We start from the raw sequence: 15,734 nt of genomic DNA, 5'->3' as shown, positions 1-15,734 counted from the left end.
ATTTTATCATGACCGCACGTATTGTACGAATCGTACTGGCAATCCTAGTGCTCAAAAGGTGTATCAGCCTTTGTGCACAATTCTCATTTGCAAAGGGAGTTTTGTCAGTGACGCACATTCACGATGACATAGAACACGTAAAAAACCATGTTGAGTTGGAAAATAAGGCCGAAGTACAAGAGAAGCAGGAGCAGAAGTTGGAGACACAGCGGACAGAAAAGCAGATGAAGGAACTCCTGTACGCTATCTCCAAAGACCTGACTTCCAATGACAAGAGTGATGATGGCAGTCATTTGGTACAAACAGACGCAAAAGCACCCGGTTTCGAAATTCTATTTGTTAGTCACGGCGGTCACAATCCGACTCCATTCTCTGTCACAGCCACCTGTAAAGGAAGTAACGTGGAACTTCAAATCTCAGATGGAAAGTGGGAAAGTATCCCCAACGTATCCGGCAACTGGGGTCACTGGGCCGATACGAAAACTGCATACTCGGGCCCTGTAAATGAATCGAAAATCTACAAGGTTATAACAGAATCATTTTTGACGTGGTACAAGAAGGTGCTGCAGTAAACCGCCTGTAGAACATGCACACCATCTAAAGCCGATTTTCGCACGTGGAGGTGGAGGCAGACGTAGGGCGAACGAAGGGCTGGTCGGGCTGGGCAAGGCTGGTCGGGCAGAGCGTGGACCAGACGTGGAGCGAACGTAGAGAAAGTCGTGAGAAGTCCCCCTTTGGCGCTACTTGGAAGTTTCCCTTGACAGGTTTCGAAAGAGTTTTACACAATGAATAAAAACACGGGAGGCCTTCCTATGGACCTGCAGCAGGAACTTATGCAATATATCTCCGATTCGAAGAGAGTCAGCAGCGGTGAATCCATCGTTGCTCAACACGCACAAGATTTTAGCCATCATCCCCCTCATTCCCCTGACGTTGTTGCCTTCCCGGAGTCAGAAGCAGAGGTCGCAAGTATCGTACGTTTCGCCAATGACAACCGGATCCCGATTACTCCCTGCGGTGTCCTGACCAGTCTTGAAGGACACGTGATTCCAGTTCAGGGCGGCATCAGTTTGGACCTGACGCAAATGAACCGTATACTTGAGGTCCGTCCCAGGGATTTTTTGGTGCGGGTTCAACCAGGCGTAACTCGAACGCAGCTGAATCAGGAACTGAAGCGTTATGGCTTGCAGTTTCCGCTCGATCCCGGTGCCGACGCCACCCTTGGCGGCATGGCCGCCACAAACGCCAGCGGTACCACTGCAGTGCGCTACGGTGTCATGCGTAATCAAGTACTGGACTTGGCTGTTGTACTAGCAGACGGTTCCATCATTCATACCGGCGGCTCAGCAGTAAAGTCCTCTGCCGGATATAACATGACACAGCTCTTTATTGGGTCTGAAGGAACACTAGGGGTCATCACAGAACTGACTTTGCGTATTCACCCGATTCCTGAAGCCACAGTTGCAGCTCGAGCCGTGTTCCCCGACTTGGACAAAGCCAGCGAAGCTGCTTATTCCATGATGAGCTCCGGAATGCAGATTGGCCGTATTGAACTCGTCGATGAACACACCATTCACGCCGTAAACTTGGCTAAAGAGACGAGCTATACCGAACAACCCACACTGTTTCTTGAGTTTCACGGCAGCGAGTCCTCCGTTCAGGGTGATGTAGTCCTAGGTCAAGAGCTGTGTGAGGATGAAGACTGCGTAGATTTCGTGTTTGAAACGGACACAGAGTCAAGGAATCAGCTTTGGGAAGCACGCCACGATGCAGCACTTGCCGTTATGCAAACAGCACCAGACAAGAAGATGAAAGTAACGGATGTATGCGTTCCTCTGTCAGAGCTGCCCAAAGCGATTGCCGTAGCCAGGCAAACCATCGACAGCTATGGCGTATACGGCGCCATCCTCGGTCATGTTGGAGACGGCAATTATCACGTTATTTTTATGGTAGACCCCAATGACAAAGAAGAAATCCGCGTCGCGGATGAAATTAACCACCAAATTGTAGAATATGCTTTGGAACGAGGCGGCACCTGTACTGGAGAACACGGTGTCGGCATCGGCAAGATCTCTTACGTTGAAAAGGAACACAAGGATACCATTCCGTGGATGAATCGGGTGAAGAAGATGTTCGACCCAAACGGCATCCTCAATCCAGGAAAACTTCTTCACAAGTAGGCGCCACAGTGACAAACACCACCTGAGCCGAATTGGCTGACGAGCCTCCCTGGCTGCAAGGGCTGGCTGCGGTGGGTGGCGGGGAGACGGGGAGACGGGGAGACGGTGGCGGGCCTCGCTGCCTGCGGTGGCTGCAAGGGCTGCCAGTGAGGCTGGTTAGTGCCTCGAAAGATCCCTATTGCCCGAGGGGCGATGCCATTGTGATCCCAATGATCCTTAATGCCACCTGGCCCCTGGCATTAGTGTCATAAATGGACACTAATGCCGGAAGAGGCAGAGTGGAGCGTGGGTGTTAAGGAGCAAAGGGATCACTATTTCAGAGGGCCTGCTGGTGATAGTGATCGAATCGATCACTATTCTGTGGCGGGTATCGAGATAAGGAGCAAAAGGATCACTAACCAACGATGTGCCACGGCGCAGCCGCCCGCAGCCGCCCGCACTCAGTCTGCAACCCCCATGTCTGCCAGATTCGCTCGTCATTAGGTGTAACTTCCATCTCAGTTAATGAATATCAGTTTACTACTCATTCTTTCCGCTCGATCCCGTTGATCTGCCGCGCTTTGCTGCCTGCGGCAGCTGGCGGGCCTGCTGGTGAGGCTGGTTAGTGCCTCGAAAGATCCCCATTGCCCGAGGGGCGATGCCATTGTGATCCCAATGATCCTTAATGCCACCTGGCCCCTGGCATTAGTGTCATAAATGGACACTAATGCCGGGAGAGGCAGAGTGGAGCGTGGGTGTTAAGGAGCAAAGGGATCACTATTTCAGAGGGCCTGCTGGTGATAGTGATCGGATCGATCACTATCCTGTGGCGGGTATCGAGATAAGGAGCAAAAGGATCACTAACCAACGGGCTGCCAGCGGCACAGGGGGCTGCACCCACTCTGTCCGTCGCAGCGCCTGCCAGATTCGCTCGTCATTAGGTGTAAATTCAATATCAGTTAACTAATGGCAGTTTACCGCTCGTTTTTTCGTTCGATCCCGTTGATCTGCCGCGCTTTGCTGCCTGCCGGTGAGGCTGGTTAGTGCCTCGAAAGATCCCTATTGTCGGCGGGGCGATGCCATTGTGATCCCAAGGATCCTTAATGCCACCTGGCCCTGGCATTAGTGTCATAAATGGACACTAATGTCGGGAGAGGCAGAGTGGAGCGTGGCTGTTAGGGAGCAAAGGGATCACTATTTCAGAGGGCCTGCTGGTGATAGTGATCGATTCGATCACTATCACGTGGCGGGTAGCGAGTTAAGGATCAACGGGATCACTAACCAACGGCGCTGCCGCCCGCAGCCACCGCGCAGACGACTCCACCCACTCTGCTCGACGATCCCGCCGATAACTCTGATGCCTCAGCTAGTACCGGGAAAGCGGCGCTCGATGGCCTTCGTCTCCTTCGCTAACGAAAATCGACATCGGACGCAAAAAAGCTGCCAGAACACCTGGCAGCTTTTTAACGACTATTAACCTACTCTTAGGCGATTACCTTTTACCTTTTACCTTTTACCTTTTACCTTTTACCTTTTACCTTTTGCCTTTTACCTTTTGCCTTTTACCTTTTGCCTTTTACCTTTTACCTTTTGCCTTAGACCGGATAGACCGGGTGCTTGCGATGCGAAAAGGTCATGTATTTGCTGGAGTACGCCTTAAAGCGATTTGTGAGCTCTTCCCGTAATGAACTGCCCTTCACAATTCCGTCCACGACCATCTCTGACGCGAGGTGGTAGATATCGATGTCTTCCTTATACTCTTCGCGCTTGGCTTGAATAAACTCGTTGCGTTCTTCCCCAGATAGCTGCGCAATCTTGTTTGCATAGACAGCATTTACAGCCGCTTCCGGACCCATCACAGCAATCTGTGCACTTGGCAGCGCCAGACAGCAGTCTGGTTCAAATGCTGGACCAGCCATGGCGTACAGGCCGGCGCCGTAGGCTTTTCGGACAATAATGGATATTTTCGGTACTGTTGCCTCGGACATGGCCGAAATCATTTTCGCGCCGTGGCGGATAATGCCGGCACGTTCTACCTTCGTACCAATCATGAAGCCCGGAACGTCCGCCAGGAACAACAGCGGAATGTTAAAAGCATCACACAGTGTAATAAACCTGGCAGCTTTGTCTGCCGTATCATGGAACAACACGCCGCCTTTGACCCGCGGCTGATTGGCAATAATTCCAACTGCTTCCCCATCGATTCGGGCCAGTCCTGTAATCAATTCACCGGCAAACAGTTTCTTGACTTCAAAGAATGAGTCCTCATCAATCACTCGCTGAATCAAGTCATGCATGTTAAACGGTGCGTTCTGGTTGGCAGGAATAATATCCTCAATGGTCTTTTCGAACTGCTTCGGCTCTTTCGGCTCTGCTTGCACAGGTTGCTGTGCATAGTTGGCCGGAAAATAGGACAAGTACTGGCGAGCCATGGTTATAGCTTCCTCTTCGTTTTTCGCCAGAACATCACCACACCCAGAAACAGAGCAGTGCATCCGTGCGCCGCCCATCTCCTCCAGCGTCACTTTTTCGCCGATGACCATTTCGGCCATCCGAGGCGACCCCAGATACATGGAAGCATTTCCCTCCACCATAATGACAATGTCACAGAAGGCTGGGATGTACGCCCCTCCGGCAGCAGAAGGTCCAAACAGCAAGCACACCTGCGGTATTTTCCCTGAGAGTTTCACCTGGTTGTAAAAAATTCGGCCCGCGCCGCGGCGGCCTGGGAACATTTCCACTTGATCGGTGATGCGTGCCCCGGCTGAATCTACCAGATACAAAAGCGGCACTTCCAACTTTTCTGCCGTCTCTTGAATTCGAATGATTTTTTCTACTGTGCGTTTTCCCCACGATCCCGCTTTTACAGTTGAATCATTCGCCATCACACACACCGTTTGTCCGTTTACTCTTCCTATCGCTGTGACCACACCGTCCGCAGGGAGTCCTTCCGCTTGGGAATTGGCAAACAGGCCGTCTTCAAGCTGAAAGTTGTCGTCAAACAACTGCTCCAGCCTGTCGCGGACAAACATCTTCCCCTGCTCTGCATTCTTCTGATGATATTTTTCAGCGCCTCCGCGCCTGATTTGTTCAACTCGACCTTCAAAGTCTTCCCCGATGGACATTTAATCTCCCCCCACTCATCAACTACTCTATTTCCGCCAATACGTCTCCTTCGTTAACAAAATCTCCTTCATTTACCTTTACTTCTTTAACCGTTCCTGAAGACTCCGTCGTAATGGGAATCTCCATTTTCATGGATTCCAGAATCACAATATCTGCATCGGCCTCTACTGAGTCACCGGGTTTCACCAAAACTTTCCATACATTTCCTGCCATACTTGCCGTAACTTGTGCCACTCAAATCCCTCCGGTTTTAAAATTTCTTCAACTTCGCGATCTGCCTTACCTGACCTGCCGTCTCTTCGTACTGCCCTCTTCGTACTGCCCTCTTCGTACTGCCCTCTTCGTACTGCTCTCTTCCGTACTGCTCTGTTCCCTATTTCTCTGTTCCGTATTGCTTTGTACCCTGGTCAGTCGCTTCTATTACGATTTCCCTTGTAAGTATTTTGCTACGAACCCTGTGGTGGTATCGCCCTCACGGAAGGCCTGGTGGTTCGCAACTTGCCGCAAGGCGGGGATGTTTGTCTTGATACCCTCTATTTCATACCCTTCCAGCGCGAATTGCAACTTATCGATGGCGGCATCACGTGTCTCACCCGTTACAATCAGTTTCCCAATCATCGGATCGTAGTAAGGCGTCACAACAGAGCCGCTGTGAACGGCCAATTCATGCCGAATTCCGTCCCCTTCTGGTACCTTCATAGCACTGATGGTGCCCGGTGAGGGAAAGAAGGTCGTCGGGTCCTCAGCGTAGATGCGAACTTCAATGGCGTGTCCCTGGCGCTGCACCTGGTCCTGTGTAAAGGAGAGAGATGCGCCGGAGGCGACGAGGAGCTGTTGTTCGACGAGATCGAGCCCTGTAATTTCTTCCGTTACTGGATGCTCTACTTGCAGCCGTGTGTTCATTTCAAGGAAGTAAAAGTTCTTGTCCGGATCAACCAAAAACTCAATGGTTCCTGCGTTGCTGTAGCCGAGTGCCTTGGCTGCTTTCACAGCAACTGCACCCATCTTGTGCCGCGTCTGTTCATCCAGAAAGGGCGACAAGGCTTCTTCCACGATTTTTTGATGCCTGCGTTGAATAGAGCACTCCCGTTCCCACAGGTAGACCGTGTTGCCTTGATTGTCGGCCAGCACCTGGATCTCGATGTGTCGGGGATTCTCGATATACTTCTCGAGGTAGATGGCTCCGTCTCCAAAGAAATCTGTAGCGCGCTTTTTATTGCTTTCGAAGGCCTTTCGAAGGCCTGATTCGTCGTACACCACCTGCATTCCAATACCGCCGCCTCCTGCGGAAGCTTTCAGCATGACAGGATAGCCCATACTTGCAGCGATCTCATTGGCCTCTTCCGCATTTGCCAGATCCTTGGTCACACCCGGCACAACAGGAACCCCTGCTTCTTCCATGGCCTTACGTGCTTGGATTTTGCTGCCCATCTGGGCAATGACTGCGGGAGACGGGCCGATAAATACCAGACCGGCTTCTGTACACCGGCGTGCAAACTCAGCGTTTTCAGACAGAAGTCCATACCCGGGATGGACGGCCTGTGCCCCAGTTTCCGTTGCTATTTCAATCAACTTATCCATATTTAAGTAGCTCTCATTCACTCGGGGCCCGCCAAGCAAACAGGATTCGTCAGCCTGTTTTACGTGGGGGACCTGTGCATCAGCTTCAGAGTAGACTGCAACCGTTTGTATGTTCAATTTCTTACAGGTCCTGATAACACGCGCCGCAATTTCGCCGCGGTTAGCAATCAAAACTTTTGTAAACAAGGTACTCCCTCCCCTGAGATGATAAGTACTCTGTCGCCTGTCCGTACTGATGTAATCAGCAGCCTAATTGACGGGCAATGACCATACGCTGTACTTCAGAAGTCCCTTCGCCAATTTCCATCAGCTTCGCATCCCGCATCATTCGCTCGACAGGATAGTCTTTCATGTATCCGTTGCCGCCGTGAATCTGAATGGCTTGATCTGCTGCTCTCATCGCAATTTCCGAAGCATACAACTTTGCCATGGCCGACTCGGTTGTAAACGAACGGTGATTGTCTTTCAACCAAGCGGCTTTGAGAACCTGGTTCCGGGCCAATTCCACATGCATCGCCATGTCCGCCAGTTTAAACTGGATAGCTTGAAACTTCGAGATGGATTGGCCAAACTGCTTGCGTTCCTTCGCATATGCTAATGATGCATCCAAAGCTGCCTGAGCAATACCAACAGACAAAGCGCCGATGGAAATGCGGCCTCCGTCAAGGGTGTAAAGGAATTGTTTGAAGCCCTTTTGAGGATCACCCAACAGGTTTTCCTTCGGGACCCGGACGTCTTCAAGTACGATTTCAGCAGTATTGGAACCCCGCAAACCGAGTTTGTCATACTCTTTGCTGACAGAAAACCCCGGTGTATCTGTGGGAACAATAATGGCAGAAATAATGTTCTTACCGGATGTTGTCTGGCCCGTCACCGCAGTGACAATCACTGTTTTGGCATAGGAAGCATTCGTGATGAAACACTTGCTGCCATTAATCACATATTCATCACCGTCGAGAACGGCTTTTGTCTTAGTACCGCCTGCATCAGATCCAGCCGTCGGTTCCGTCAACCCGAATGCACCCAAAGCTTCCCCGGATGCGAGCGGTGTGAGAAACTTTTCCTTCTGTTCCTCAGTACCAAAATAGTAGATTGGGCTTGCTCCAAGAGAGACGGCCGCTGCATAGCCAAGACCTGTACTGCCGCAAGCTCTGCCTACTTCTTCGACAGCCAATGCGTAAGAGATGGTATCTCCTCCGGATCCGCCGTATTCCTCGGCAAAGGGAATACCTAAAATGCCGAGTTCACCCATTTTCTTAAAGGTGTCATGAGGGAACTCTCCTGTTTTATCAATTTCAGCTGCTTTTGGGGCAATCTCCTTTTGGGCAAAATCCCGCACCATATCCCGCGTCATTTGTTGCTCTTGCGACAAATCAAAATCCATATGAATTCCTCCTCTGAATGTAGACTTTCTCGTCATGCAGGGTTCCTGTAAATGCAGGCGTAAGAACCCAGTCCGACAAAAATTCCGGACGAACAGACTGGTCGGTCTGTTGTGGACAATATTGCAAAGCACGTTGTAAATATACCTTATCTCCTCATAAAGCGCTTTCACAGAGCATTCTAAAAGGTAAGACGGCAACCGTACAGACTGGTCGGTTTTGGATGACAACAAAAGACACTGTTAAGTCTTAATTATAAAGGGCATCAAATTCCCGTCAAGAGGCTTTTCAAACCTGCCTTCACTTGCTTACCTTTGTTTCCTACCTTCACTTGCTTACCTTTGTTTCCTGCCTTGACTCGGTGCCGTCACTTGCTGCCTTTATTATGCCTTCATCGCTCTGTGATTGTCTGTAGTGCCGGACAGCCGCAAACTAATCCATATGCACATCACTGTTGTTAGGCTTCGCGGGCAGAAAGAATCCCGCAAAATCCGGATTTTGCTTGGTATCGTCTGTCAGGAGTGCGTGGAAAACGAGATCGGCGTAAATGTCAGCAATTTCGTCAATACTGTACTTCCCGCTTGTTTGGTACCACATATAGGTCCAGTTAATCATCCCGGAGATGGCCATGGAGACAATCGGTACAGGAAGATTCCGTCGAAACTCACCGCTGTCAACGCCTTCCTGGACAACACGAAAGAGGATATCCATGTAATCGTGCCGTTTCCTTTTTATAGCTTCGGAGTACTCTGGAACCAGATAGACACTTTCCTGATAGAATACAGTTGTATGCGGCTTATACAGATGAAAAACTCTTGCAAAGGACTTTAAAATTTCGTGCAGGCGTTCCGTCGCTGTATCCCATTTTTCATAAGCCTCTTGAGCTTTGTCCAACGCGTACGTAATGAACGAGTCGTGAATGATGTACAACAATTCGTCTTTCGATTTGAAGTTGTGGTAAAAGCCTCCCTTTGAAGTCCCGCTTTCTTCAATTATTTTATTCACACCGACGCCGTGATAGCCATACTGCTCAAACAACTGCAGAGCAGTCTCGATGATTCTTTCCTTGACATTGCGTTCCGCCATATTTTTGCCCCCGTTTCACCACGCATCCTATTATATGGCTTTGAAACAGGGGGCGACAAGAATTGTTACAGGTGGAGGAAAGATAGATTCTTATATAGCATGTAAATTGCAACAACAATGATAACTGTAGAAAACACAATTTGCAGCAACCGTTTTGTATTAGCCAATCGCGTTGCCAGTTTTACACCAAAAAATCCGCCGATTAGACCACCCACAATATATAAAATGACAATAAGCCAATCTACAAGTCCGGAAAACGCATAGGATACTGCAGTGGTTAACCCAAACGTTCCCACTGAAAACAAAGAGGTCGCGATAGCTTCAATCATTCCCATCCCAGTTGAAAAAACAAGTCCTGGAACAATTAGAAAACCTCCGCCGATACCAAAGAATCCGGCAATCGCGCCCGTTGAGAACCCGGAAGGAATGACTTTCTTTGCTTGTATATCTAACACATGCTGTTCATTATCCAATTGTTTTTTGGGACGAAGCATCAATACAGCTATCACAATCATTAAAATTGCAAACAAAAATAGAATCGCGTTGTCGTTCACCATTTTCCCAAAAATAGAGCCTACATAAGCACCGATGGCTCCTGGTATAGCAAACAGCACAGCTGCTTTCCAGCGAACGTTTCCTTCTCGCCAATGGGGAATCAAGTTCATGAATGCATTGACCGAGACAGCAAGAGCCGTTGTCCCAATCACTATGTGAGCATCGTGGATTCCTACCACGTACAGCAAGAGCGGAACGGCCAAAATGGAACCCCCTCCGCCAATCAAACCCAGGGTAAATCCGACCACTCCGCCAGAAACAACCGACAGTATCATTTGCAAGTCACTTAGATGCATATATCCCTACCACCTTCTCTGATGTAACCTCATATACCTATGGGGGTATGTTTTTGGCAACAAGAAAACGCTTGGGTGTTATTACGGTTTACTTTCCGCAGATAAATCCAAAACGAGCTGCTCAAGGGTGATGCTATTTACTTTGGAAGACAGTACGCCTAAGAGTACGGTACGTAGTATACTCGGACTACTGACATCTGTGAAATTGATATTAATAATCACAGTTATAAATAAATATTATAAGTTTGATGAGAAACCATCCCTAATCACCTGAGTTTTGAAGCAGAGTTTCCACCTCTGCTTCAAACTCATGGACCGCTGCTCTGCTGCCACCGTTCTATTACCGCCAGTTCTGTTGCCGTTCTATTCTGTCGGCCCAAGCCAGTCCTTCATTCCGTCAGAAACATTTACGGCTTTTGTGAACCCGTGTTTTGTGAGAATGTGACAAGCTGATTCACTTCTGCTTCCGCTCCTGCAAATGACAAACAGTTCTTTGTCGAGAAGAGGCTTTAGCTCAGGCAACCTGTACTCCAACTGACCGAGAGGAACTGAAATTGCACCTTTAATGTGTCCTGACTCAAATTCGTCTGGTTCTCGTACATCCAAAACCACACTCTCATCATGTTGCGGTCCATTCAGCCGTTCCATTAACCCTTCTGTTGAAATCGTCAAGGCATATCTGGTATCCGGTTCTGCACCGTCTGCATGAGCCCGCCGAATGTAATGATGGTATTTTCCTTCTCTCTCTTCAGTACCTAGAAAATGATGTCCCATTCTGGAAGCCCAGCTTTTGACGTCTGCCACGGAACCAGCATCAGTTGCAATCACCCCCAGCACTTGTCCTGGATTTATCTGCTGGATTGCCTTCTTCGTCTTGACAACAGGCATTGGGCAGGACATGCCCGCACAATCTATTATTTTATCAACAGCATACTCAATCATCTAAAATTCCCTCCGTCTTCTCAACTGCAAACCGAGTCCTGTCAGACTCCAATGAGTCAGGTAAAATACAATCAAAATACAATCTAGTTCAACTAGAATGTCAGGGAAACGTCCGCATCGTATGCAAAATCCAGGAAACTCATGGCACCGCCTACTTCGATTTCATCTAAAAATTGATTGCGTGAAAGCCCCATGACGTCCATGGTCATTTGGCACGCTATCAGCTTTATGTCGCTTTCCAAAGCAAGCTCAAGCATCTCACCCACGGGCGGAATATTTGACGATTGAAAACGCTCTTTGTAGTGTTCCTTTCCCTGTCCAAAAGACAGGATGTCTTGTGCATCCTTTCGAATAATCTCGAGACCGTCAAAGGTAAAGAAGACGGCTACTTCTGCATCGGTCGCGGCAGCAGTTGTGGCGATGTTTAAAACCTTATATGCCGTCTCCATCCCACCATTGGACGCAATGATTGCTACACGTCGTGTCATTGTGTATTCCCTCCATGTCAAACTCTGTTGTTGTGAGCATTCATTGCTCTGACTACGATTTGGAGTATACCCCTGGTTTATATATATGTAAAATGAATAAATTCAATTTTATTTATAATTTGTTTTTATATATAGTGCATTTGTGTGTTCTCCAGGCGGTTTAATGAACGTATTGTTCAAAAAGGAAGCCCTGTCTGACAATGAGTTGAATGTACACACACTCATGCCGGACAGGGCAACAACTGACTCAGGCTGACTGATATTGAGACTCATGTCATACCGTTTGTTGCTCCTAATCAGTTTTTGATAAGTAACGTGCGGCAGCAACCACCAAAATCGAGACACACAAGCCGAGGCTCAAAACAAATCCATTTCTGATCCACAATTCTCCCTGGGCAGACAAGTCACGTGCAAACATACCTGCCGCACCCCCGATGACTGCTAGTATTCCTACAGATGAAGCAGACAGCAGCGAAGTGGCTAAAGCATGACCGCGATGGTTCCTGCCAGCGTAGGTACTTCTCGACCGCAAGCTGTTCCAGGCGAGGACCAAAATTTGCCACACGACATTTAACGCAAACAACACGAGAATCGTGTAGGCAATTCGACCGGGCACATCCGCCATGGACCAACCTGTCCACTGTGGTACATTCTTTGCTGAAATGTTGCTGGCAGCTTGGACGAACTGACTTGGAACGGGCATCCCAAGCCCCCACTGCACCTTGTTGCCGTTAACCTTTAAGTTTTGTTGGTATGCCTTCGCATCTGCGTTGTGAATTTGGTATAAAACCTGATTTGCATGTACAGGCAAGTGGGAGTGCTGCTTGCTGACATGAGCAGCGTCTGCCAGGACCCACAAACCAGCCCACATGGGCGTTGCAAGGCTCGTACCGGCACCAATCGTCCATCCTCCGCCGCTTCGAAGAGCAACTTCAGGATAGCCCGCAAGCCACACTACATCTGGAACCTGGCGCCACCAAGACTGGTGCTGGAGCGCCTTGTTTTGGTATGGGGGGCTTGTCGCTTCGAATACCGCGCGACCATAGCCTTCTCCGGACCACGGACCGTAATTGACTGTGTTCATTTCGCTCTTTGTGAAGTCGGACAATGAGACGCCGCCGACAACAACCAGATTTGGTACCACCGCTACCGGAGCCACGTTTTGGCCACCGTCACCCGAACTTACAAAATACGGATAATGGCGAGCGGCCCAATCAGCCAAGGTCACTTGTGAATCACCAAGGAACGGATTTCTCAACAGAAAATTAAAGCTGATATGGGAATCAGAAATGGCGTTGGGATGAACTTTCTTAATCATCGCTTCCACTTGAGAAATCGTCTTTCCGGATTCTCCCAAAACTACGAGTTTTGCTTTCGGCGCTACAGAATGGGCCCATTCGACGTCCATTAGGGTTTCATCCAAAGTAGCGTTCTTCTTCATCTTTGTCTTCTTGCCAACGAGGTTGATTTGCTCGTTGGGCAATCCGAATGTTTTACAGAAATCGTTAAAGGCGTTCTGACTAAAATTTGTGTTCTGTTCCAAAAACAAGATGGTCTCTCCGGCTCCGTCGTTTCCAGCCTTCTGTGCCGCCGACAACTGAAACAGTTTGGAGAATGTCGCAGGTGTCAATGTCTGTGGAGCTTTGCTTTGCAATTGCTTGAGTGTTGACAGTACAGGTAACCCCGCCGATCCCGGTGCAGAACCCCCTGCAATTCCATTGTGCCAGTAATCATAACCCATCACCCATGCCGACAGGTTAAAGAACACCCATGCCAAAATCACCAATACTATGCTAACGACAGCCTGCCCGAATTTCGATTGACGCCGGTCATTCGGCTGATATATGTCCATTGCCGCTCTCCCATCCACTTTCACAAAATGCCGTCATTACAGTTCTTCCCGTATAACAGCATCCTTTAACCCCTCACGTCTTCGTGGTACCCATGTCTCGTGATGAGAAGTATCTCATTTTTGCTGCTCTGTCTTATCCACTGTCTTATCCACTGTCGTACCAAATCGATAATGGTCGAACCAATTGATAATGTGATCTAAACGTTCAATACGGTGAGCCGGCTTGCCAGACCTGGACAATTCATGGTTTTCGTCTGGAAATCGAACCAATTCAGTGTCCACTCCGCGCCGCTTCAACGCGATATACCACTGTTCGGCCTGCTCCATTCTGCAGCGCAGGTCCTCTTTTGAATGAATAATTTTGGTTGGTGTCTCAACCTGGGGAACATATCTGATTGGCGAACGTTCCATAACGAAATCTTCCTGCTCCCATAAGTCTGCACCACCAAGCTCTTTGTAATTAAAGAAATAACCGATATCGCTGGTGCCGTACATACTGTATAAATTGCAAATGGACCGCTGCGTGACTGCTGCACAAAAGCGATTGTCATGTCCGACAATCCAGTTCGTCATGTAACCGCCGTAACTTCCGCCGGTGACAAACATTTTCGTACGATCTACGTACGGCCTCGATTCAACCAAATCGACACCAGACATGATATCTTCATAATCCTTGCCGCCCCAATCGCCAATACAACCTTTCACAAAGTCCTCGCCATATCCCGTGCTGCCCCGAGGATTCATGTACAGCACCAGATAGCCGCTTGCAGCCAGAAGTTGCAATTCATGATGAAACGTATTCCCGTAGCAAGTGTGCGGGCCTCCGTGAATCTCTAAGACCATCGGGTATTTTTGAATTTCGTCATGCTTTTGCTCTTTTTCATGTTTTTGGTCTTCTTCAAAGGACGGCGGTTTTAACAGCCACCCTTCGAGGGGAAGTCCGTCGCTCGCTTGCCATGACAAACGCTCCGGATGCGACAAATCCAATCCCGAAAGAAGACCGTCGTTGTGCGTCGTCACGGCATTGGAGGAGCTACCTTCTTGCGCATACATTTCTGCTGGGCAAATCGGCGTTTCTTTTGCCATAACAATTGTTTCGTTGCGCGCAGCAAACGAGTTTATCACAGCAGGCTCATCAGGGCTCACCTGTGAAATGTTCCCTTCCAGGCTTACTTTGTACAGATTGCAGTTTCCTCCGGATGTGGCTGTGAAATAAATGTAACTGCCATCTGTCGACCACACTGGCTGTTCCGGTGCACTGTCATATCGTGCATCTGTGCCAACGTGATTGCCTTGGCCAAATTCAAACTGGGGCGTCAAGTCTACCGCCTCACCGCCTTTGGCAGAAACCACCCATACGTGGTTATTGGCTGCGCTGGTTTCTCCCTGTTGGTGACCGAAGAATGCAATGCTCTGTCCATCGGGTGAGAAGACGGGCGCGAACGTATACCCCAGCCCCTCGTATATCAGTTCTACTTTTCTATCGGTTGTATCAACCGAGTAGATAGACGGCATAATTTCAATTTGATTTTCGTGCCTCCAGGATACAAAGACGACCTTCCTGCCGTCAGGAGAAAATACCGGCTGATCCTCATCAAAAGGGCCATCCGTTATTTGCGTAAGATTGTCCCCGTTCCTTGAAACGGTCCACAAGTGGAGTGCATCGTCACCATAGAATCCTGTTCCGTTCATCCAGTATCGAAGTGTCTTAACGGTTCGCACGTCAGACTTAGTGCCTTCATGGTAGTCGCGCGCAGAAAACACCAGTGTACGGCTGTCCGGTGCCCATGAATAGCTGCCAATACCTTTTCTAAAATTCGTTATTCTTACCGGTTCTCCTCCCGTGTACGGCATCACGTACAATTGAAATTTTCCCGTCCGGTCCGACAGAAATGCAAGCCATTTACCGTCCGGTGAAAAAAGAGGGTTTTTGTCTTGTGCCACTCCCTCAACACCTGATCCCGCCGTAAAGCAAAAGTCTTCAAACGTTTCGAAGTACACCTTATGTACCCTGCTCTGGTATCGATTTTCTTCTTCATTAAGCCCAGTCAAAACGTAAACAAAGGATTTTCCGTCAGGAGCTATCTGTGGATCTGAGCTGAACTTTAGGTCCAACAGAGTGCGTGTCGTCACAGTATTCATAAAATTCCCATCACCCTTCTCACAGCTTCAAACAAGGTTTCGAAAGACATTAGCTCTATCTTAAAACAAATCTCCTTTGTTCCCAAGCACACAGGAAAAGGAAAGAGACAGGTCAAAGAACAAGA

At 48.9% G+C, this 15,734-nt stretch carries 12 protein-coding genes; 2 read left to right on the top strand and 10 right to left on the bottom strand.

The features are described from left to right. Positions 1–107: 107 nt before the first annotated feature. Together GI364_RS02170 and GI364_RS02165 are read left to right on the top strand one after the other, a co-directional pair. On the top strand, positions 108–572 hold the full coding sequence (locus GI364_RS02170; RefSeq protein ID WP_198852099.1) for a hypothetical protein: 465 nt from the start codon (positions 108–110) through the stop codon (positions 570–572). Positions 573–812: 240 nt separating this feature from the next. Then, positions 813–2,180, top strand: a complete 1,368-nt coding sequence (locus GI364_RS02165) for an FAD-binding oxidoreductase (protein WP_198852098.1) — start codon at positions 813–815, stop codon at positions 2,178–2,180. Positions 2,181–3,754: 1,574 nt separating this feature from the next. Here the strand turns inward: GI364_RS02165 and GI364_RS02160 are convergent. The 10 genes from GI364_RS02160 to GI364_RS02115 all read right to left on the bottom strand — a co-directional run bounded on the left by GI364_RS02160 (position 3,755) and on the right by GI364_RS02115 (position 15,609). Continuing rightward, the gene (locus tag GI364_RS02160; protein WP_198852097.1) at positions 3,755–5,284 is read right to left on the bottom strand and encodes an acyl-CoA carboxylase subunit beta; all 1,530 of its coding nucleotides are present in this window, start codon (positions 5,282–5,284) and stop codon (positions 3,755–3,757) included. Between the two features lie 22 nt (positions 5,285–5,306). After that, complete coding sequence (locus tag GI364_RS02155) at positions 5,307–5,519, bottom strand: acetyl-CoA carboxylase biotin carboxyl carrier protein subunit (protein WP_198852096.1); 213 nt, start codon at positions 5,517–5,519, stop codon at positions 5,307–5,309. Positions 5,520–5,705: 186 nt separating this feature from the next. Continuing rightward, complete coding sequence (locus GI364_RS02150) at positions 5,706–7,052, bottom strand: acetyl-CoA carboxylase biotin carboxylase subunit (RefSeq protein ID WP_198852095.1); 1,347 nt, start codon at positions 7,050–7,052, stop codon at positions 5,706–5,708. 55 nt (positions 7,053–7,107) lie between these two features. Next, positions 7,108–8,250, bottom strand: coding sequence for an acyl-CoA dehydrogenase (locus GI364_RS02145; RefSeq protein ID WP_198852094.1), 1,143 nt, complete (start codon positions 8,248–8,250; stop codon positions 7,108–7,110). Between the two features lie 430 nt (positions 8,251–8,680). Next, on the bottom strand, positions 8,681–9,334 hold the full coding sequence (locus tag GI364_RS02140; RefSeq protein ID WP_198852093.1) for a TetR/AcrR family transcriptional regulator: 654 nt from the start codon (positions 9,332–9,334) through the stop codon (positions 8,681–8,683). A 65-nt stretch (positions 9,335–9,399) separates the two neighbouring features. Next, on the bottom strand, positions 9,400–10,185 hold the full coding sequence (locus GI364_RS02135) for a sulfite exporter TauE/SafE family protein (RefSeq protein WP_198852092.1): 786 nt from the start codon (positions 10,183–10,185) through the stop codon (positions 9,400–9,402). Positions 10,186–10,548: 363 nt separating this feature from the next. Further along, entirely contained in the window at positions 10,549–11,127 is a 579-nt protein-coding gene (locus GI364_RS02130) for a sulfurtransferase TusA family protein (protein WP_198852091.1), read from the bottom strand. 92 nt (positions 11,128–11,219) lie between these two features. After that, positions 11,220–11,615, bottom strand: a complete 396-nt coding sequence (locus tag GI364_RS02125) for a DsrE/DsrF/DrsH-like family protein (RefSeq protein WP_198852090.1) — start codon at positions 11,613–11,615, stop codon at positions 11,220–11,222. 292 nt (positions 11,616–11,907) lie between these two features. Further along, positions 11,908–13,467: a S8/S53 family peptidase gene (locus tag GI364_RS02120; protein WP_198852089.1), complete on the bottom strand. Its 1,560-nt coding sequence runs from the start codon at positions 13,465–13,467 to the stop codon at positions 11,908–11,910. 114 nt (positions 13,468–13,581) lie between these two features. Beyond that, a complete protein-coding gene (locus GI364_RS02115) occupies positions 13,582–15,609 on the bottom strand; it encodes a S9 family peptidase (protein ID WP_198852088.1) in 2,028 nt (675 codons plus the stop codon). Positions 15,610–15,734 lie beyond the last annotated feature (125 nt).

Source organism: Alicyclobacillus sp. SO9 (genome assembly GCF_016406125.1).
In the GTDB taxonomy this organism is placed as follows: Bacteria; Bacillota; Bacilli; order Alicyclobacillales; family Alicyclobacillaceae; genus SO9.
The sequence above is the reverse complement of the archived record's forward strand: the minus strand, read 5'-3'. Positions and strand labels throughout refer to the sequence as shown.

What these genes read in the sequence shown, in the direction of transcription:
- GI364_RS02125 (WP_198852090.1), bottom strand. Translation starts at nt 11,615, where the DNA reads ATGACACGACGTGTAGCAATCATTGCGTCCAATGGTGGGATGGAGACG.
- GI364_RS02145 (WP_198852094.1), bottom strand. Translation starts at nt 8,250, where the DNA reads ATGGATTTTGATTTGTCGCAAGAGCAACAAATGACGCGGGATATGGTG.
- GI364_RS02130 (WP_198852091.1), bottom strand. Translation starts at nt 11,127, where the DNA reads ATGATTGAGTATGCTGTTGATAAAATAATAGATTGTGCGGGCATGTCC.
- GI364_RS02120 (WP_198852089.1), bottom strand. Translation starts at nt 13,467, where the DNA reads ATGGACATATATCAGCCGAATGACCGGCGTCAATCGAAATTCGGGCAG.
- GI364_RS02140 (WP_198852093.1), bottom strand. Translation starts at nt 9,334, where the DNA reads ATGGCGGAACGCAATGTCAAGGAAAGAATCATCGAGACTGCTCTGCAG.
- GI364_RS02160 (WP_198852097.1), bottom strand. Translation starts at nt 5,284, where the DNA reads ATGTCCATCGGGGAAGACTTTGAAGGTCGAGTTGAACAAATCAGGCGC.
- GI364_RS02165 (WP_198852098.1), top strand. Translation starts at nt 813, where the DNA reads ATGGACCTGCAGCAGGAACTTATGCAATATATCTCCGATTCGAAGAGA.
- GI364_RS02115 (WP_198852088.1), bottom strand. Translation starts at nt 15,609, where the DNA reads ATGAATACTGTGACGACACGCACTCTGTTGGACCTAAAGTTCAGCTCA.
- GI364_RS02135 (WP_198852092.1), bottom strand. Translation starts at nt 10,185, where the DNA reads ATGCATCTAAGTGACTTGCAAATGATACTGTCGGTTGTTTCTGGCGGA.